The organism is Candidatus Methanoperedens sp. BLZ2 (assembly GCF_002487355.1).
In the GTDB taxonomy this organism is placed as follows: Archaea; Halobacteriota; Methanosarcinia; order Methanosarcinales; family Methanoperedenaceae; genus Methanoperedens.
The window spans coordinates 1-19,148 of the sequence record NZ_NTMG01000079.1 but is presented as its reverse complement, the minus strand read 5'-3'; the positions used below and the strand labels follow the sequence as shown (position 1 = coordinate 19,148).

At 40.8% G+C, this 19,148-nt stretch carries 15 protein-coding genes; 7 read left to right on the top strand and 8 right to left on the bottom strand.

What is annotated here, in order from left to right:
- Positions 1 to 182: 182 nt before the first annotated feature.
- Both CL181_RS16615 and CL181_RS16610 read left to right on the top strand, forming a co-directional pair.
- Complete coding sequence (locus tag CL181_RS16615; protein WP_097300448.1) at positions 183 to 791, top strand: hypothetical protein; 609 nt, start codon at positions 183 to 185, stop codon at positions 789 to 791.
- 60 nt (positions 792 to 851) lie between these two features.
- A complete protein-coding gene (locus CL181_RS16610; RefSeq protein WP_097300447.1) occupies positions 852 to 2,519 on the top strand; it encodes an ATP-dependent DNA ligase in 1,668 nt (555 codons plus the stop codon).
- Between the two features lies 1 nt (position 2,520).
- Here CL181_RS16610 and CL181_RS16605 read toward each other — a convergent pair whose 3' ends face one another.
- The 8 genes from CL181_RS16605 to CL181_RS16570 all read right to left on the bottom strand — a co-directional run bounded on the left by CL181_RS16605 (position 2,521) and on the right by CL181_RS16570 (position 12,326).
- On the bottom strand, positions 2,521 to 3,165 hold the full coding sequence (locus CL181_RS16605; protein WP_097300446.1) for a histidinol phosphate phosphatase domain-containing protein: 645 nt from the start codon (positions 3,163 to 3,165) through the stop codon (positions 2,521 to 2,523).
- Entirely contained in the window at positions 3,162 to 3,455 is a 294-nt protein-coding gene (locus CL181_RS16600; RefSeq protein ID WP_097300445.1) for a signal recognition particle protein Srp19, read from the bottom strand. The genes CL181_RS16605 and CL181_RS16600 overlap by 4 nt, the downstream gene beginning before the upstream one ends.
- 40 nt (positions 3,456 to 3,495) lie before the next feature.
- Entirely contained in the window at positions 3,496 to 4,512 is a 1,017-nt protein-coding gene (locus tag CL181_RS16595) for an inorganic phosphate transporter (protein ID WP_217993204.1), read from the bottom strand.
- Positions 4,513 to 4,523: 11 nt separating this feature from the next.
- Positions 4,524 to 5,153, bottom strand: coding sequence for a DUF47 domain-containing protein (locus CL181_RS16590; protein ID WP_097300443.1), 630 nt, complete (start codon positions 5,151 to 5,153; stop codon positions 4,524 to 4,526).
- A gap of 176 nt (positions 5,154 to 5,329) precedes the next feature.
- Positions 5,330 to 6,598 (bottom strand): TraB/GumN family protein, encoded by a 1,269-nt coding sequence (locus CL181_RS16585; RefSeq protein WP_097300442.1) that lies wholly within the window; start codon positions 6,596 to 6,598, stop codon positions 5,330 to 5,332.
- Between the two features lies 1 nt (position 6,599).
- Positions 6,600 to 7,691: a CBS domain-containing protein gene (locus CL181_RS16580; protein ID WP_097300441.1), complete on the bottom strand. Its 1,092-nt coding sequence runs from the start codon at positions 7,689 to 7,691 to the stop codon at positions 6,600 to 6,602.
- A gap of 288 nt (positions 7,692 to 7,979) precedes the next feature.
- Positions 7,980 to 10,184: a catalase HPII gene (gene katE / locus CL181_RS16575; protein ID WP_097300440.1), complete on the bottom strand. Its 2,205-nt coding sequence runs from the start codon at positions 10,182 to 10,184 to the stop codon at positions 7,980 to 7,982.
- Positions 10,185 to 10,400: 216 nt separating this feature from the next.
- Positions 10,401 to 12,326, bottom strand: coding sequence for a hypothetical protein (locus tag CL181_RS16570; RefSeq protein WP_097300439.1), 1,926 nt, complete (start codon positions 12,324 to 12,326; stop codon positions 10,401 to 10,403).
- Positions 12,327 to 12,643: 317 nt separating this feature from the next.
- On the opposite strand from CL181_RS16570, the gene CL181_RS16565 reads away from it, so the two are divergent.
- The 5 genes from CL181_RS16565 to CL181_RS16545 all read left to right on the top strand — a co-directional run bounded on the left by CL181_RS16565 (position 12,644) and on the right by CL181_RS16545 (position 18,747).
- The gene (locus CL181_RS16565; protein WP_097300438.1) at positions 12,644 to 13,753 is read left to right on the top strand and encodes a hypothetical protein; all 1,110 of its coding nucleotides are present in this window, start codon (positions 12,644 to 12,646) and stop codon (positions 13,751 to 13,753) included.
- Between the two features lie 347 nt (positions 13,754 to 14,100).
- Positions 14,101 to 14,748: a DUF3341 domain-containing protein gene (locus tag CL181_RS16560; protein WP_097300437.1), complete on the top strand. Its 648-nt coding sequence runs from the start codon at positions 14,101 to 14,103 to the stop codon at positions 14,746 to 14,748.
- Between the two features lie 337 nt (positions 14,749 to 15,085).
- Positions 15,086 to 16,999 carry an ATP-dependent protease LonB gene (gene lonB / locus CL181_RS16555; protein WP_097300436.1) on the top strand — a complete coding sequence of 638 codons (1,914 nt, stop codon included), beginning with the start codon at positions 15,086 to 15,088 and terminating at the stop codon, positions 16,997 to 16,999.
- Between the two features lie 7 nt (positions 17,000 to 17,006).
- Positions 17,007 to 18,335: a TldD/PmbA family protein gene (locus CL181_RS16550; protein ID WP_097300435.1), complete on the top strand. Its 1,329-nt coding sequence runs from the start codon at positions 17,007 to 17,009 to the stop codon at positions 18,333 to 18,335.
- Between the two features lie 184 nt (positions 18,336 to 18,519).
- Positions 18,520 to 18,747, top strand: a complete 228-nt coding sequence (locus CL181_RS16545; protein WP_097300434.1) for a hypothetical protein — start codon at positions 18,520 to 18,522, stop codon at positions 18,745 to 18,747.
- Positions 18,748 to 19,148: the final 401 nt, after the last annotated feature.

Genomic DNA, 19,148 nt, shown 5'->3' with positions numbered 1-19,148 from the left:
AGCGGGATGAAAGTAATAACAATTGCAAAGGGTACAATTCATCCCCTCCCTCACTGAAGGGGAATTCTTTACCCTTTGAACCCACGTGTTAAAAACCTGAATCCCTTATATAGTCTAATGAATGATTATAAACCAAAACATTTAAAACTATATAATACCCTAATTAGCGTGGTGAATATATAATGAGTAATAAAGATTCGAAGGTTCCTATTATTTTTGTGATCGTGGTGGCCGTCATCCTGATTGCAGCCGGTGGTTATTATATCCTGGGCGGTAAAATTACCCCTGGTAAAACCGGAGAAGTAAATAGAACAACTCCTGCGCCAACAGCAACAGAGACAACAGTAGCAGGACAAGAGACACCAGGAGCAAACCCGGCAGGAACTTCTGCTGTAGTAACAGCCCCGGCAAAAGTTGATACGATCAAATGCGAGTTATGCCATAAAGACCCGCAAAACTTACAACCCCATGTAAATGGAGGAAGGCTCTGTGTGACATGCCATGGAAGCCAGGTGCATAATATCCATATTGGCCCGGGAACAGTTGGCCTGGATTGTAATACCTGTCATGGTTCCCCGCCAAAGATACCTGTCGTTGATAAATCTGCAGATGGACCTGGCCATTATTCAGTCTGTGAAAATTGCCATGCTGCACCGCCAGATTCACTTAATCCAAGTTTCGGCAATCTCATAACAGTCCACCTTTCAAGATCAAAATATTGCACCAACTGCCATGGAACAGACATCGGTGTCATTCATGCAGAAAAATTGGCAAATGCGACCTCACAATAAATAAAAGGGCCAACACCCTTTTATTTATTGTTATTTTTAATTTTATGTTGCTTTATTAATATGACTTATTTTGAAGATTTTGCAAAAGTATGCAGCGCGATAGAACATATTTCGGGTTCTCTTGAAATTACCACGAATGTTTCGAATTTTCTTAAAGAAGTAAGTGATGAGGAGCTTCCGATTGTTACACGTTTCATTATGGGGCATGTGTTCCCTGTATGGAGCAATAAAGAACTTGGTCTTGGCCCCAATCTTCTATACTCAGCAATATCCAGAACATCATCATTGCCAGTAAAACGAATTGAAGAACTTATCAAAGAAACAGGGGATGTAGGACTGGCTTTAGAAAAAGCGATCCTGTGCGGCAAAACCCATCTCAGTTTATTTTCCGAAAGCGAGCAGCTTTCCATCAAAGAAGTATATCTGCGGTTTGAAAGGATATCGGAATTGAGTGGAAAAGGTTCACAGGACGCTAAAATAAAAAATCTCCAGTATTTATTCAGCCAGGCCAAACCCACAGAAATCGTTTATCTTTCACGGTTAGCGATCGAAGAGATGCGTATCGGCGTGGGTGAAGGGATAGTTCGAAATGCAATAGCAGAGGCATTTGGTGTACCTTCTGAACTTGTCGAGCGTGGAATTTTGCTGACAAATGATTCAGGTCTTGTCGCAATTACCGCAAAAAAAGAAGGAAAAGAGGGACTTATTAAGCTTGGAGTTATGATTAACCGCCCACTGAGAATGATGCTTGCGCAAATTGGTGCTGGTATTAATGAAACTATAAAAGAAATGGGGCATGTAGCAGTGGAATGGAAATATGACGGCGCACGCGTCCAGATCCATAAGAACGAAAATGACATTACGATATATTCACGAAAACTTGAGGATGTTACTTCTTCGTTGCCGGATCTTGTAAAATCCATAAGAACAAATGTATTGACAAATTGTGTTATTCTTGACGGTGAAGCCGTAGCTATCGGAAAAAATAACAGGCCGAAGCCATTTCAGGAAATACTCAGGCGTTTTCGCAGGAAATATGATGTCTCAACCACTGCAATTGAAATCCCTTTGTGCCTTAATCTTTTTGATATTCTTTATCTAAATGGTGATAGTCTTATCGATATCCCATTGATCAAGAGGCGGGAAAAGCTTGAGAAAGTTTGTGATAAGAGTGTTGTTGCAAAACAGATAATAACCGATGATCCGGCAGTTGTTGAAAGTATTTATAATGAAGCGCTTGCTGCGGGGCATGAAGGTGTAATGCTTAAAAACCCCGGATCACCCTATTCTCCCGGAAAACGGGGAAAGAACTGGCTCAAATTAAAACCCATCATGGAAACACTTGATCTTGTTGTTATCGGGGGAGAATGGGGGGAAGGAAGACGAACTAAATTCATCGGTTCGTATTTACTGGCCTGCCGCGATCCTGACACTGAAAAATTCCTTCCAATTGGACGGGTAGCGACAGGTATTACAGATGAACAACTGGAAGACCTCACAAAATTATTCAAGGACCTGATAATTTTAGAAAATGGAATTCATGTTGATATCGAACCAAAAATCGTTTTTGAAGTGGCTTTTGAGGAAATCCAGAAAAGCCCTAATTATGGATCAGGATATGCGCTTCGTTTCCCAAGGCTTGTCAATGTAAGAACCGATAAATCAAAAGAAGATGCTGATTCAATAGAAAGGATTGAACAACTTTATATAAGACAAAAGGGAAGATGAATTAAAGGTTTTTTATCAACTTCAATGGATTTGTGGCCGTTGCTTTTTTTGCGCCTTTATCATCAAGACCAGCCCCCATAGCGATTTTAAATGCTGTTTCATCGTTAATCAGATCATACGGTGAATGTGAGTCCGTATCTACGATAAGGTCTGCGCCAATTTCCTGCGCGATCCTTGCTACATGACCATTCGTCCTGTTGTGGCCGTTTCTTGATGTGATCTCAAGACATATTCCGTTTTCCTTTGCGGTCCTGGCGTCTTCAAGAGTAATAAAACCCGGATGTGCAAGAATATCAATATCAAGCGACACCGCGGCATGATTTGTTCCCTGAGGTACCGGCTCAACTGATGTCTCACCGTGAACAACTATGACCTCGGCGCCCAGTTTTCTTGCCATCTTGACAAGCCCGGGCATTTTAGCAGGAGGGACATGGGTTATTTCAACCCCTGAAAATATCCTGATGTTATAATCATCCTCCAGGCTCTTCACGTTGCCTACGCAAGAGAGGATATGTTCGATATTTGTATAATCAACATGGTCTGTTATTGCTATTGCCGTATATCCAAGAACAACTGCGCGGCGAACAAGTTCGCTTGGTATGAGCTCCCCATCGCTAAAAGATGAATGTGTATGCAGGTCGATCATTTCTGTCCCCGTGTCTTGGTTATACGCTGCGCTATCTGTTTTGTGATCACTGATTTTGGTCCTTTCTTATCAACAAGCACCCTTCCGCTTTTAACCCACCATGATTGCGGGTGGGCTTTATCGGATTCAACAACAGGAGCAAGATTCAATTCAAGAGCCGCTTTCTCTATCTCTTTTAATACAGGCGATTTTACAGAATCTTTCATGGAAAGAAGGCGTCCTTCTCCCCTTGATTTTGTTGCATCAAGGTATATGGGCCAGATGACAAGCTTGGTTTTATCTTTTAACATTATATTCCTTTTATCTTTTTAAAAAGTAATAAGACTTTTCTCAAAATCGGAATATGGCTTTCATTACAGAAAAAGTCATTCCTGAAATTATCGCAGTTGCAGGAATTGTTAAGATCCAGGCACCAACGATCTTACGCGCGATACCCCACCTTACCGCAGAAAGTTTATCCGTAGCTCCTACGCCCATTATTGAAGAAGATATTACATGAGTGGTGCTTACTGGTATGCCGAATGCCGCCATGCTGGCAAGCACAATGCCGCCTGAGGTCTCAGCACAGAATCCCTGATAAGGTCTTAGTTTTGTGATTTTTTGGGCCATGGTTTTTACAATCCTCCATCCTCCTAAGAAAGTACCAAGTGAAATTGATATATGAGCTGCCAGTATTACCCATATCGGCACATTGAATGTTGTAAGAGAACCATACGCTACAAGCAGCACAGTAATAATTCCCATTGTTTTTTGAGCATCGTTCGTACCATGTGTGACAGAATAAAAAAAAGCTGAAAATAGTTGCAGGCGCTTAAAATATATGTTGATCCTGGAAGGAGCGACACGATAAAATGCCCTGATGACTAATGTTGTTAGTATGAACGCTGCGATCAGCCCGATGATCGGTGATATTACCATGAAGGCAACGACTTTTTCAACACCGACAGGATTTATGGAATTGCTGCCTATTGCGACTAATCCTGCACCTACAAGACCACCAACGAGTGCATGGCTGCTTGATGTGGGAAGCCCGTAATACCATGTGATCAGGTCCCATACAACAGCTCCAACCAGCGCTGAAAATATAATGAATACAAGGATCTCTTTATCCTGAACAAGTTCAATTTTTATTATTCCTTTCCCTATGGTAGCAGCTATTGCGGTTGAAAAGAAAAGGGGCCCTATGAGATTTCCCACAGCAGCCATTCCAACTGCCCGAATCGGTGATAATACCTTGGTAGCGACTACTGTAGAGATCGCATTGGCTGAGTCATGAAACCCATTTATGAAATCAAAGAGCAAAGCCAAGACTATTGTAAAGATGATAAATTCCTGTAAGAATAGCAAAATATCACCTTTTAACTGTTCTTTACCACGATATCGCTTATTACGTTCGCAGCATCCTCGCATTTGTCAGTCGCAAACTCAAGCCTTTCATAGATCTCTTTTAATTTCATTATCTCAATAGCGTCTTTTTGCTTGAAAAGCAGGGCTACCGACGATTTGTATATGTCATCTGCGACATTTTCAAGCCTGTTGACCTCAATGCATCTCTTTTCTATATCTTTCGGGTTCTTAATGTTTCGAAGCCCGCAAATTGCAAGGTTTAATTCAGTGGCCTGTTTTAGGATAACTTCAGCTAATCTTATCATGCTCTCTTCTGGTTTTTTGATCTCGTAAAGGACAAAGCGTGCAGCTGTGCCATCAATATAATCAAGCACATCATCAAAAGCCGAGGCAAGAGCTGATATATCCTCGTGGTCGATAGGAGTTATGAATGTTTTATTCAATTCCTCAAAGATCTCATGGACAAAATCATCTCCCTGGTGCTCTATATCCTTTATTTTTTGCTGCTTTTCCTTGATATTTTCATAATTATTAAGCATTTCAAGAAAAATCTTCGAACCATCCAGAACATTATTTGATTCGTTCTCCAGCATATTAAAAAAGTGTTTATCCTGCGGAATAAGCCATTCTTTCAGTCCCATATTTCAATCTCCATTTATGCGTTTTCTTTGTAATAATTCCTAATCTTAATGTTTTCTATTTTGTTCTATGGGGAGTGGTCTTTTGATATAATATAGGTTTTCCCAATAATATATAGATGATATATAAAATCAGTATTTCTTAATGATTATTACTCAAGAAAGATTATCCTGTTCTTTTAAAACAATCCTTTTAGAGTATTGAATCCCGTTTCAAATGCCAGCTTGAGTATATCAAGCGGATTTGTTATTCCAAGATAATGGACCATAAAAGGTATCGCCACAAAAGTTCCGGCCATACTTCCAAGATTAGCCAATCCTGCCACCAGCATGATACGGAATAACCTGTTCTGCATTAATTCAGTCATGGTATCAGATTTCATTATTGTCTTAAAATCCTCTGTCGTGGGTGGACGAAGATGTGCTTCTACAAGACCGGCCAGCCAGCCTACTGCAAGGAAAGGGTGCAGGAAACCGAACCATGCCAGGCCAAAAGAGGTCAAAGCGGATAATGGATGACCCCGGGCAACCAGGACGCCAATTGCTGAAAGTATTCCCTGGGCCACAAAAAGGTAGAGCATTGCCGTAAGAAGCTTCTCAAGGGGATAGCCCCCGAAAACCAGCAGAGCAAGCACCCCGACGATCATTAAAATGATTGCAATAGTTATGGCTTTTAGCCAATTAAAACCTTTTTTTGGAATAGTTGAGAGTTCTCTTATGGAAGGTATGGTTTCAGGATTATTTAGGTATTTCTGTATTCCCTGCCTGTGGCCCGCACCAACAACTGCTACTACTTTTCCCTGGTTGGATAGATCAACCAGGTTCTTTGCCATAAAGGCATCTCTTTCATCGATCAGGACGGTCGCCGCACCGGGAGCAAGTTTTCTTAATTCATCAACAAGCTGGGTCACTACATCCTCATTTGTAACAGTTTCCATATCAATTTGTTGCGATCCGGAACCAAGCGAAGCACCGACGAGGGAACCAAAAAGTTTCAATTTTTCAAAAAAGGACATTTTTTTCCAGAAACGTGTCAGTGTTAGCTGGATATCTCTATCAATGAGTGCGATCTTTGCCCCCGACTTTTCAGCCTGTTCAATTGCAGCCATCATTTCAGCGCCTGGCTTGACCCCTGTATCAGCGCCAATTTTTTTCTGTACATATGCAAGAAGCCAGTGAAGCATGAAATAGTAGAATTTTCCTTCACTAAGAATGTCTTTAACATTGACATCTTTTACCTGCTCTTCTTCACCCTTGATGGCCTTGAACCTGGCCCTGTCAAGTTCAACGGCCACAATATCAGGCTTTTCACGTTCGATTACTTCATTGACTTCGGCAACACTTTTTTCAGAAACATGAGCTGTCCCTACAATAATTATACTTGCCCTGGATGCTGCCGGATTCTGTATATTAAAATTATGGTTTGCTTTATAAATACCGTTATTCATGTTATTCCAGTAATTGTACAGACCTCAGAAGGTCTGTTCTTGAAACGATACCTATAATTTTCTTATCCTGCGTTATAATTATTCTTCCTATATTATTTGTGGTCATAATTTTTAATGCCTTCACTGCTTCATCATCTTCCTTTGTGCTGATAATCTCTTTGGTCATTATATTTGAAACATTAATGGTTTTTCGCTTTTCCTTTGGAATATTTTGAACATCTGTAAAAGTTACTATACCTTTTATTTCTGCCCCATCCACGACAGGATATCCCATATGTTTGTGCTTGAACATGAAATCCACGAGCTCTTCCACAGTCATAGTGGAAGGGACGGTTTTTACATCTTCTGACATTATATCCTTCATTTTCATACCTTCAAGTGTAATACTGACCTGCGTGGATTTTTCCTCTTCCGACGCACCGATATATATAAAAAATGCGATGAGCATGAACCAGACCCCATCAGGAACAGTTATAAATCCGAAAATGCCCATCAATATCGCAAACATCTTTCCCACATATGCAGCAATATGTGTTGCTTTCATATATGACATTCTGTCTGCAAGCGCTGCTCTTAATACCCTTCCCCCATCCATCGGAAATGCAGGAAGCAGATTGAAAACGCAAAGAACAACGTTAATATACCCTATCACCTCCATGAGTCGCAGATAAGGATTACTCATCGGTATATTGACCTTAAGAATTCCGTAAAAAATAATAAGTATTGACCCGATCAAAAGGCTGACAGCGGGTCCTGCCAGTGCCATCTTGAACTCTATTTTTGGATTCCTGGGGATATCCTCAAGTGAAGAAACGCCGCCAAAAAGGAAAAGTGTAATTTCCTGGATATTGGAACCATGTTTTTTGGCAACATATGAATGACCCAGTTCATGTAATAGAACACATGTGAAAAGCAGGAGCGCTACTGATAAACCGAGAGCATACCGGAACCATAACGGTCCGATATCACGAAAGCCGAACCCGGGCGGATTGTTTGCAAAAATGTATCCGAACACAGGAAGTATCAGAAGAAATGTTACGTGCAATTTAATGGGGATACCCATTAATTTCCCTATTTGAATTGATAAATTCATGAAGTCCTCTCCTCTTTTAATTAATCTTGATATGAGTTAAAAGTTACTTTTTCAATACTTTTCAATACTATATCCTTGATTTGATTTATTATTTGTTATATGTTTTGTATTATATTTATATTCTACAAGCTACATAAAAACTGCCCTTTCATCAAGTAAAAAAAGAAATAATAACTTTAAGATCTTGTTAAGCAAAGAATATTGTTATCGGAACAAAAAATAAAAGAATTGCTATAGTCCTTAATTTGCTAAGTTGAGGATGAACCATATTTCGGAGCAATATTTCTTCTATCTATTCCAGAAACGATGTTGTGCTATAGCTTTAATAAAGTCTTTTGCGTTTGATGTTGCTCCTTTTGCATGTGCGTTCACGATTATTCCCTTTGCCGCAAGATCAGTTTCTTTCAAGGTATCTGAAAGCATTTTATTACCAGGATATGATGCCTTCAATAACCCACTGTCATCATCCATAGCAATGGCTTTGTAGTGTCTATAAGCCTCATAAATGAACTGCAGCGCCTTAGCATTTTCTTTTAAAGATGCCGAACTTTTAGCCCCCCCAGGCACATATACCGCATCGAATAGGACTGAAGATGCTGTTAAAAAACTCTGGTCAACTTTTATTTCTTTTCCTGTTGCGCTTTTTATGTATCCAAGTTTGGGAGCTATTATTGCTGTTTGTGCGCCTTCGGCTTCCAGTGCGGATTTCATTTGACTGATCGAAGCTTCATCCACACCATCCGCGGCAAGTATGGCTATTTGTCTTGTCTTGATCGTATTTTTTATGGTGTTGGCCATGCTCAATGCCTCCGATTTTTTGATTGACTGCTTTACCTTTACAGGTTGATATTCCTTCGGGTCGCCATCTGCGGGAATTATATGGTTCATCGGGTATTCAGGTTGCCTGGGTACAGGAAGTCCAAGAGCATCTGCAACGTTCGTAGCCAGCGTTTCATCAACCTGGGTGAGTAATCCCACCATACGCTGGCGGATTTCAACACGCTCCACTTTTCCTAATTCAAAGCTTAAAGCATCAGTCAGGTGTTTTTTTTCTACATCTGACTGGCTATTGTAGAACAGCGCTGCCTGGCTGAAATGATCAAAGAAACTGCGGCTTTTGCCACGGATTTTATTTACTTCAATCCGCTCGGTGTAACTGGTAAATCCGCCTTCAGCAGCTTTTGCCTGGATGGGATATCCGCCTTTTATAGTATCAGGCTGATAACTTGCCTTACCGCGATTAATGGTTTGCCTCATGTGCCCGTCGCGTTGATTATTATGTACAGGGGCTATCGGGCGGTTAATCGGGATTTCATGAAAATTCGGACCCCCTAAACGCAAAAGTTGCGTATCAATATAAGAGAACAACCGTCCCTGCAAAAGCGGATCATTGGTGAAATCGATACCTGGCACAACATTTCCTGGATGAAAGGCAACCTGTTCGGTTTCAGCGAAGAAATTGTCAGGGTTCCGGTTGAGAGTCATTTTACCGATACGCTGCACAGGAACTAATTCTTCGGGAATTATTTTAGTAGGATCGAGCAAATCGAATTCATATTTATGTTCATCTTCTTCAGGAACTATCTGTACGCCTAATTCCCATTCAGGGAACGCACCTTTTTCGATAGCTTCCCACAGATCCCTGCGGTGGAAGTCCGGATCTTTACCTGATATCATTTGAGCTTCCTCCCAAACTACAGAATGAACACCCAGAAGGGGTTTCCAGTGGAATTTGACAAAAACCGATTCCCCATCTTCATTGATTAAGCGGAATGTATGCACCCCAAAGCCTTCAATCATACGAAAGCTGCGTGGAATTGCACGGTCTGACATTAACCACATGATCATGTGCATCGATTCGGGTGCCAATGATATAAAATCCCAGAAAGTGTCATGTGCAGAAGATGCCTGTGGGATTTCATTGTGAGGTTCAGGTTTGACGGCATGAACAAAATCGGGAAATTTAATTGCATCCTGGATAAAAAAAACGGGCATATTATTACCCACTAAATCGTAATTGCCTTCCTTTGTATAAAATTTTACGGCAAATCCTCTTACATCCCTTGCCAGGTCAGAAGAACCGCGAGAACCGGCTACTGTCGAAAAGCGCACAAACACAGGCGTTTTTTCCGAAGGATCGGTCAGGAATTTTGCCTTCGTATATTTGGCCATTGATTCATATACCTGGAAGTAACCGTGTGCTGCTGCGCCGCGGGCGTGCACAACCCGTTCAGGGATGCGTTCATGATCAAAATGAGTAATTTTTTCACGAAGAAGAAAATCTTCTAAAAGAGTTGGTCCTCTTTCTCCGGCTTTCAGAGAGTTCTGGTTATCATTAATGCGTGTACCCTGGTTGGTTGTGAGAAATTCTTCAGCGGCGGATTCAGTATGATATGTCAGGCTGCTAATTTTTTCATTGATGGTATCTTTTTCAATTTTTTCTTCATTCACGCGTGTATCTGATGTTTTCCCAACTCTTTCTTTCACTCCCATAGATTTTCCTCCAATTCGTGGAACACTACTATTATTTATACTAATATTATTTATAATAATTATTTGTAGTAATCCTTACTCCCTATTATATGATCATGCAATTCATGGTATTTATAATTATATGCCAGGTCGGCTGTATGTAGTCTTGAAACTGACCTTATATACCCATCTTCCATCTTCCCGACAGGGGAAAACGGAGTACTTTTATAAAATTAACTAAGAAATCCTGATCAATTTTTTCGCATCCAGAATGTCCTTCCCGGTAACATCTTGCATATCCTTTACAAAATCCTTTATTTCTGCAAGAACCGTTTTGATATATTCTGCGTTTTCAATATTCGAAAAAACAGCAAGCAAAGCAGCATACTTTTCCATCTGTATTGTGGTTCGGTCTCTTCCAGTCCTTCCAGTCCTCCTTCTGATATGCATTCTGCCCCGTCTGTGATTCAACTTCTCAATTCCATTATGGCTGATTATCCTGATTTCTTCACCATTCATATCTTTCACTTTAACAAATAGTTCATCCATGTGATCATGACAGTTCTGAAAAATCTTCTTTGATATCTCAACATACTCACCCCCGGATCTTTGACCCTGATCCCTTATTTTGATAATCATATCGTAAAATTTTTGTTCCATTTCATTTTTATTTACTTTTGTGGGTATGAGGTTTTGCTCTTTATCACTGAATTCCGGGTTCACTTGAAGCTCTTTTCTTATTTCTTCAAACCATGACTGGATATGTCTAATCTTGTTACAGCATACTTTTATTTCCATTATCTCTGTCAATTTTTTCAGATATTTTTCAAATTTTAAAATAACTTTGACACCAATGTTATGCTTTGCATTCCACATTACGATCTTTTTGAGTATTTTCAGAACTTCTGTAATTCTATTAATAACCTCCAGATATGGCAAAACAAATGGATAATCCGATTTTCTCTCTATTGGATATAGAACATATTCTATTGCAAGCGTAATCCAGTAATGCTCTGCTATCAATGTTTTCTCGTATGATGAAATTCCATCCATACATGTCTTTTTCAGAGCAACAATTCTGGCAATAATTTTTGTTTTCAAAATTATTCTTTGAAGCTCTTCGTATCGATGTTTGAATATGATAACTCCAAGCCTGTGAACAAAATGATAGTGACAAACTTGTTGAGAGACCCTTGGAAAAACCTTCGAAACCGAATCAGCGATCTCTTCAGATATATCTCGCACAACAGTAAGCGGTTTTCCATATTTTTTTCGAATAGATCTGAGAAATGGTATGATATACTCTCGACTTTCTGAAAGCATTATACAGCTATCGATTGTAAATCCTGTCATTTCTTCTCTGGCAGTCAATGTTATTTCATTGCCTGATCCTGCACTTCTATCCAGATTAAGGATATATCCTCCATTTTTTTTGAATATTTTCTTCATCCGGGAACGATGTTTATTATGGAGAGCATAGAACCTGAGAAGAAATTCTTCGGACAATATGGATATCTCACCTGTTGAAATATGGATGCCCTGGCCTTCAAGAAGCATCTGTATCTCTTCACGTTGATAGTTGAATGACCATCTTAAAAGACCAATCGCAATTATCACTTTTGTGTCGAAATTTCTCTTTATCGGACAAATTTTTTGAATTGCCGAAATTGTTTCTTTGTTTATAAGACCGTGATATCGGCAATATTTTTTTTTGAAAGAAATTATATGTTCACCGGATAGTGTTGTTATCTTTCTTTTATATGTGGTCTGTCTTACCGGATATTCTTTGCAGATCGGGCATCGATCCGGGTTCTTGATCTTGAGATCTTCCTGTAGAAGAGGTAGATTGAGTATGTTCTTTTTTTTGAAATCATAGTTAATACCTATTTTCTCAAGTGCTTCTTTTTTTACTGGTTGTCCTATTTTTTCCAGCATTTCGAATAGATCGTTTGGTTTCAATGTGTCCTGCATTAGTCGCAGAGCAAGATATGAAAAACGGACTGGTTCGATGGGTATGTTCTTTGGATGTTCCGGGTCGATACTTAATGGTCTAATATATCTTTGAAATACTTTATCTCCAACTCTAACAGACTCTACTTCCGCATAATATGTCCTTACTGTTCCATTTTTGTTCTTTCTTTTGAATGTGCGGGTGAATGACATAATGTAGTGATATTAAATAACCAAATATATATCACTACTGAGGATAGATTTTTATGAGGATAATAAAAAATGAATTAGGTTTAATATTAACGAAAATAGCAGGTAAATTTTTATAAATCTTCTATGGGAATTGGCAATTTAAACATACGTTAGATTGACGTTATAAACACCATAACCATAAAATTTATACTATCAATATGCATACAATATGGATGTACTATTAGTACAAGGAGTGTGAAGTTGTGAATGCAAAAAGAACTAGTACAGAGTCGTCAGAATCTAAACAAAGCAAACGGGGAATGGAATCTGGAGAAAGAATGAGATCCAGACAGGGAATGGGAATGGAATCAAGCCAAGAAATGAGGGAAACCGAAAGGGGATCGAGGAGCTCCCCAACTGCAACTGCATCTTCCTGGTGGAAGGAAAGATCAAAGATAATAAAACCAAAACCAGAAGAACAGGAGAAGCATTACAGGGAAGAACAGGAAAGATCAGAACGAGAAGAACGGGGAGAAGAACGGGGAGAAGAATATAGACCCGGGGAGGAAATGTCAGAGCAAGAAAGAAGATACAGACCTGAAGAGTCAGGAAGATACAGGCAGGAAGAATCCGAGAGATTCGGAAGAGAGTCACAGATGTCCAGACCTGAAGAGTCAGGAAGATATGGCGAGGAAGAATCCGAGAGATTCGGAAGAGAATCACAGATGTCCAGACCCGAAGAGTCGGAAAGATATGGCGAGGAAGAATCCGAGAGATTCGGAAGAGAGTCACAGATGTCCAGACCTGAAGAGTCAGGAAGATATGGCGAGGAAGAATCCGAGAGATTCGGAAGAGAATCCCAGAGATTTGGAAGAGAATCCCAGAGATATAGACCTGAAGAATCAGGAAGATACAGGCAGGAAGAATCTGAGAGATTCGGAAGTGAGTCACAGAGATTTGGAAGAGAATCCCAGAGATATAGACCTGAAGAATCAGGAAGATACAGGCAGGAAGAATCTGAGAGATTTGGAAGAGAATCCCAGAGGTATAGACCTGAAGAGTCTGGAAGATACAGGCAGGAAGAATCTGAGAGATTCGGAAGAGAATCCCAGAGATATAGACCTGAAGAATCAGGAAGATACAGGCAGGAAGAATCTGAGAGATTCGGAAGAGAATCCCAGAGGTATAGACCTGAAGAATCAGGAAGATACAGGCAGGAAGAATCTGAGAGATTCGGAAGAGAATCCCAGAGATATAGACCTGAAGAGTCTGGAAGATACAGGCAGGAAGAATCTGAGAGATTCGGAAGAGAATCCCAGAGATACAGACCCGAAGAGTCTGGAAGATACAGGCAGGAAGAATCCCAGAGATCCGGTGAGTCACAGAGATTTGGAAAAGGGTCAAGGGGAAGTAAGCAAGAAGAAGAGTCCTGGAAGTTCAGGCAATAATCAGGGAAAATAGTTCGAAAAATAACTAATAAACGTCTCAAAAAGTCCAAAGCGAATCAGGCAAAAAGACAGTTGCACTAAAAGAAATACTCCAGAAATAGGAAGATTTGTAGATCAAGTTAGTGCGACATTGCTATATTGCCTGATTCCTACCCTGAATAGTGGTAGAACAAGTACAACAACATACTTTGTTAAAAATTCTATAACCGTACCGGATATTTCTTAGTATCATGAGAATTTTATCAGTATGGTTAGAGCTTACCGGAAGCAAGTCGAAAATTACCGGATAATTAAGCTATAGAAAAAATACACTAAAATGAATATTAAATGAAAGGGAGATAGATAATATGGCAACAAACAAAGCAGTATTTGGAATATATAAGACACGAGTGGGAGTTGAATCTGCTGTTGATGCTCTAAAAGCTGCAGGTTTTCGCAGTTCAGACATCTCGGTACTCATGCCTGAAAAGACAAGTACAAAAGAATTCGCACATGAGAAACACACTAAGGCTCCTGAGGGCGCAGCAACAGGTGCAGGCTCTGGACTTGTAATCGGAGGGGCTCTTGGATGGCTGGCAGGTATTGGCGCACTGGCAATTCCAGGTGTCGGTCCCTTTATAGCAGCAGGCCCTCTTATGGCAGCTCTGGCTGGCGCTGGTGTTGGCGGTGCGGTCGGTGGAATTGTAGGAGCTCTTGTCGGCATGGGCGTTCCCGAGTATGAGGCAAAAAGGTACGAAGGACTGGTTAATAAAGGCGGCATCTTACTATCAGTTCATTCAGATAGTTCTGATTGGGCAAAGCGCGCTGAAGAAATCCTGAAAAATACTGGAGCTGAAGACATTTCTACAGCAGGAGAGGCAAAAGCAGAAGAAACAGTGCCACCCCGTACAACAGCAGTGCCAACCCATACTGTAGAGAAAGAAACAGTAGTTACAGAGACAGAAACAGTAGTGCCGCCCCGCACTGCAGAGAAAGCTCCTTCTACTGAGTATTAGCAGGGATTTTCCAGACGGCAGACAGGTTAGTTAGCCGGTATCTAACCTGTTCTTTTTATATTTTGTTATGAGAAAGATAGATTTGAATAATAAGTTCAATTCAAATTCACTTTTTTAGTGGCAGTCGCCCACTTTCACTTGCCTTTGAGGCATAAAATATTTGTGACTGAAATATCATAAAAAAATTCTGATCGTAAGCTTAATATGAGTTAAATCATATAGACTTTTTAGATATAGAAGCGAAAAAGATATATAGGCATATTCTAATTATCATCATTTCCCTAAATGCGATAATCTTAAGACTAATAAGCTATTTATTTATAATATCAGGTAAAATATGGAAAATACTGAAAACGAAGTAAAGAATCATGACCTTCTTGGCGGGTTAGAAATAACATCTACTAAAGATATTGAGGTTCCTAAAAAATTGATCGAACAGGTCATTGGCCAGGAACATGCCGTGGAGGTAGTACGAAAAGCGGCAAACCAGAGAAGACATGTAATGATGCTTGGAACACCGGGGACTGGTAAGTCAATGCTTGCAAAAGCAATGGCTGAATTGCTTCCAAAAGAGGAATTACAGGATGTTCTGGTATATAACAATCCGGATGATACCAATAACCCGAAGATACGCATAGTGCCTGCTGGAAAAGGCAAAGAGATCACCGATGCCCACAAAGTGGAAGCGCAAAAAAGAACAACAGCGCGTAATATGTTCATTATGCTTCTTGTCCTTGGCATCGTAGGATATTCATTTTTCGTTGGGGAATATCTCATGGGAATCATAGCAGCGGTATTAATAGCTATGATGATGCGCCAGTTCATGCCAAAAGAAACAGCTTTGATCCCCAAACTTCTCGTTTCAAACAAGAGCAAGGAGATCGCCCCTTATATTGATGCCACTGGTGCGCACGCAGGCGCGCTTCTTGGCGATGTGCGCCACGACCCTTTCCAGTCAGGCGGACTTGAGACACCGGCGCATGACAGGGTAGAGAGCGGTGCTATCCATAAAGCCCATAAGGGTGTTCTGTTCATTGACGAAATAAATACGCTCAGGATCGAGTCCCAGCAAAATCTTCTGACCGCACTACAGGAAAAGGAATTTGCAATCACAGGACAGTCTGAACGTTCAAGCGGAGCAATGGTTAAAACAGACCCTGTACCCTGTGATTTTATAATGGTGGCAGCTGGAAACCTTGATGCTATCAAGGGAATGCATCCTGCGCTTCGCTCACGTGTCAAAGGCTATGGATACGAAGTATATATGAGCGATACCATTGAGGATACGCCAGATAACAGGCAAAAGCTTGTCAGGTTCGTTGCCCAGGAAGTTGTAAGAGATGGCAAGATACCTCATTTTGATAAAGGCGCTGTTGAAGAGATAATCCGCGAAGCACGCCGCCGTGCGGGGAGAAAAGGGCATCTGACACTTAAACTCAGGGACCTTGGAGGTCTTGTTCGTGTTGCAGGTGATATTGCACACGGGGAAAATGCACCGCTCACCACAGCTGCACATGTGTTAAAAGCAAAGAGCATTGCCCGTTCTGTTGAACAGCAGCTTGCGTACCAGTATCTTGAACGAAGAAAAGATTATAAGCTTTATATAAAGGAAGGCGCACAGGTTGGAAGAGTAAATGGTCTTGCTGTCATGGGTGAGGATTCAGGTATAGTCCTTCCGATAATAGCTGAGGTCACACCAACGCAGTCCACATCCGAAGGCCATATAATCGCTACAGGAATGTTGAAAAATATTGCGCGTGAGGCTGTGCAGAATGTTTCCGCACTTATCAAGAAAACAACTGGCAAGGATATTTCCAGAATGGATGTCCATATCCAGTTCGTGGGAACGTATGAGGGCGTAGAAGGCGATTCTGCAAGCATTTCCATAGCCACAGCGGTATTATCCGCGATCCAGGGAATACCTATTGACCAGACAGTAGCGATGACCGGTTCACTTTCGGTCAGGGGCGATGTGTTGCCTGTAGGAGGCGTCACATACAAGATAGAAGCAGCGGCACTGGCAGGAATAAAAACAGTCCTCATTCCAAAATCAAATATGGGAGATGTACTTATTGAAGATGAATACAAGGATCAGATAAGAATAATCCCTGTGTCAAATATTGAAGAGGTACTGGAATACAGCCTTGTTGGTGTGGAAAAGGATGGTCTTATTGCTACCCTTAAAAAATTCGCTTCAAGAACAAAATTCGCCCTCCCTATCCCTGAAACAAACCCAATAAGTATAGTGTGAGAAATCCATGGATTTTTATGATACACGTATTATAAAGAGTATCAGCACATCAATTGTTCTTGATAACGGACAGATACGTGAGATCTCGAATAATTTCTCAAGTGGAGGAGCTGTAAGAGTTCTCGACGGCGGCTCATGGGGATTCGTGTCCCTGGATGGCGTTGTTGAGAATACCGATGCTGCAATTTCATCTGCGGGAAGGCTTGCGGAATCTGCAAGAAACAGGAGTCCAAGGAACCCTATTGATCTTGCCCCTATAAAAAACCCCGATCTTAAGGATCTTCCGGTGATAAAGGAAAAACCGCAGGATATTCCAATCGAAGACAAAGTCAAATTACTTCTTGAAATCGAAAAAAGTGCAAAAAAACCCGGAATACAAAGTACAAATGCCGTGTATTCCGAATCACTGATAAATGTCAAATATTCGAGTTCCGAAGGGCTTGATTGTGAATATACGTTAACCCGTGTTGGTTTTGCGATAAGCTCAATTGCGCAGTCAGAAGGCGTTTACCAGATCGGAAGGGAAAGCAGGTTTGGAGTAATGGGATTTGAGATATTTAAGAAACATGATGCTTTTGCACTTGCAGAAAAAGCAGCTACTACTGCAATAGAGCTTTTATCTGCAAAAACGCCAAAAGCAGGGACATACCCGGTTATCCTTGACCAGGAACTTGCCGGTGTTTTTATCCATGAGGCAGTTGGTCATGCAGTAGAAGCAGACCATGTTCTTGAAGGAAATTCCATCCTTTCGGGAAAAATTGGCGAACAAATAGCATCTCCCCTTATTACGGTTTATGACGACCCGTCCCTTCATGAATATGGATACTATCCTTTTGATGACGAGGGCGCAGGGTCAAAAAGAACTACATTGATACAGAATGGTGTACTGAAATCCTTTATTCATTCAAGGGAAACAGCAGGCAAACTTGGGGGTGAATCAAGGAATTCACGCGCCCAGGGGTATGCAAGACCCGTGATCAGGATGAGCAACACCTTCATAGCCCCGAATGGGATGAAATTTGATGAAATGCTCTCTGAATTAAAAGACGGTATTTATCTTAAAGGCTCACGCGGCGGCCAGGTGAATCCTGGTGAAGGGGTTTTCCAGTTCAATGCAGAGCGCGGGTTCATAGTCAGGAACGGGGAGCTGACGACGTCACTCAGGGATGTTTCCCTTTCAGGGAATACTCTTGAAATATTAAATAATGTATCAGCAGTTGGAAATGACCTGGAGATGAATTCAGGACGATGCGGTAAAGCAGGCCAGCTTGTGCCTGTCAGCGACGGGGCGCCGCATGTTCTTGTTAACAGGGCGATGGTCGGGGGAAGCGGATGAACTACCAACAGCAGGTGAACTACCTTACGAGTAGGTAGCTTCCTGTTCCATAGTTCTATACTTAGATTATTTAAGCTCAAACAGGCTTGAATTCATGCAGTTTCTGCGGTACTGCTTCTATTATCAAATATCTGAAACGAATAGTAAACCTTATCAACAAAACAGTTCTTTTTCGCCGCCTTACATGCACCTAAAAAATGACAGATGCCATAAAAATATCCATTTCCTCCGCGATGACTCAGCCCGCGTTCCCTTCGCTGTTATCGGCATATTCCTCGTGATTTTATCCACTCTCATCTCACTCAATCTCACACGCATGGATATAAAAATGGCAAAGACCATGTCCTCAAATATCGAAATATCAGCGCCGGACCAGGCGTTGGCATACGCAAAGTTTTCAAAGCAAGAATAAAGGCAGTTTTGAATTCGATGGGAGTTGAAATTAGTGAACATAGTATCGATCGGGGAGTGCAAAAAGGCGAATCGGGCATGATAAAATTACCGTTTAACATTCAATTGAAAAACAACGTCAGAAGCGAGTTTTTGGGCGATATTTCTAAAATCAAACCTGAAATCTCCTGTAATTCCGAGAGAATATTATATCTATTTCCAATAATGAATACATCTTTTTTTCCTGCGGTAAATATAAACACACATTATACTTCAATTTGTATTGATGATCATGGGATACATTATAATTTTAATTAATCGAAAAGTAATTGCCTAATCGTAATTTTATTACCGGTTATGTTATTCCACTAAGAGCTTGTCTGAATATTCAATCATTGTTTAGAAATCTGAATTTGTGACAAC

Excerpts from the sequence above, each read along its gene's own strand:
- CL181_RS16590 (WP_097300443.1), bottom strand. The coding sequence starts at position 5,153 with ATGGGACTGAAAGAATGGCTTATTCCGCAGGATAAACACTTTTTTAAT.
- CL181_RS16580 (WP_097300441.1), bottom strand. The coding sequence starts at position 7,691 with ATGAATTTATCAATTCAAATAGGGAAATTAATGGGTATCCCCATTAAA.
- CL181_RS16560 (WP_097300437.1), top strand. The coding sequence starts at position 14,101 with ATGGCAACAAACAAAGCAGTATTTGGAATATATAAGACACGAGTGGGA.
- CL181_RS16565 (WP_097300438.1), top strand. The coding sequence starts at position 12,644 with ATGAGATCCAGACAGGGAATGGGAATGGAATCAAGCCAAGAAATGAGG.
- lonB (WP_097300436.1), top strand. The coding sequence starts at position 15,086 with ATGGAAAATACTGAAAACGAAGTAAAGAATCATGACCTTCTTGGCGGG.
- CL181_RS16585 (WP_097300442.1), bottom strand. The coding sequence starts at position 6,598 with ATGAATAACGGTATTTATAAAGCAAACCATAATTTTAATATACAGAAT.
- katE (WP_097300440.1), bottom strand. The coding sequence starts at position 10,184 with ATGGGAGTGAAAGAAAGAGTTGGGAAAACATCAGATACACGCGTGAAT.
- CL181_RS16600 (WP_097300445.1), bottom strand. The coding sequence starts at position 3,455 with ATGTTAAAAGATAAAACCAAGCTTGTCATCTGGCCCATATACCTTGAT.
- CL181_RS16545 (WP_097300434.1), top strand. The coding sequence starts at position 18,520 with ATGCACCTAAAAAATGACAGATGCCATAAAAATATCCATTTCCTCCGC.
- CL181_RS16570 (WP_097300439.1), bottom strand. The coding sequence starts at position 12,326 with ATGTCATTCACCCGCACATTCAAAAGAAAGAACAAAAATGGAACAGTA.
- CL181_RS16610 (WP_097300447.1), top strand. The coding sequence starts at position 852 with ATGACTTATTTTGAAGATTTTGCAAAAGTATGCAGCGCGATAGAACAT.
- CL181_RS16550 (WP_097300435.1), top strand. The coding sequence starts at position 17,007 with ATGGATTTTTATGATACACGTATTATAAAGAGTATCAGCACATCAATT.
- CL181_RS16615 (WP_097300448.1), top strand. The coding sequence starts at position 183 with ATGAGTAATAAAGATTCGAAGGTTCCTATTATTTTTGTGATCGTGGTG.
- CL181_RS16605 (WP_097300446.1), bottom strand. The coding sequence starts at position 3,165 with ATGATCGACCTGCATACACATTCATCTTTTAGCGATGGGGAGCTCATA.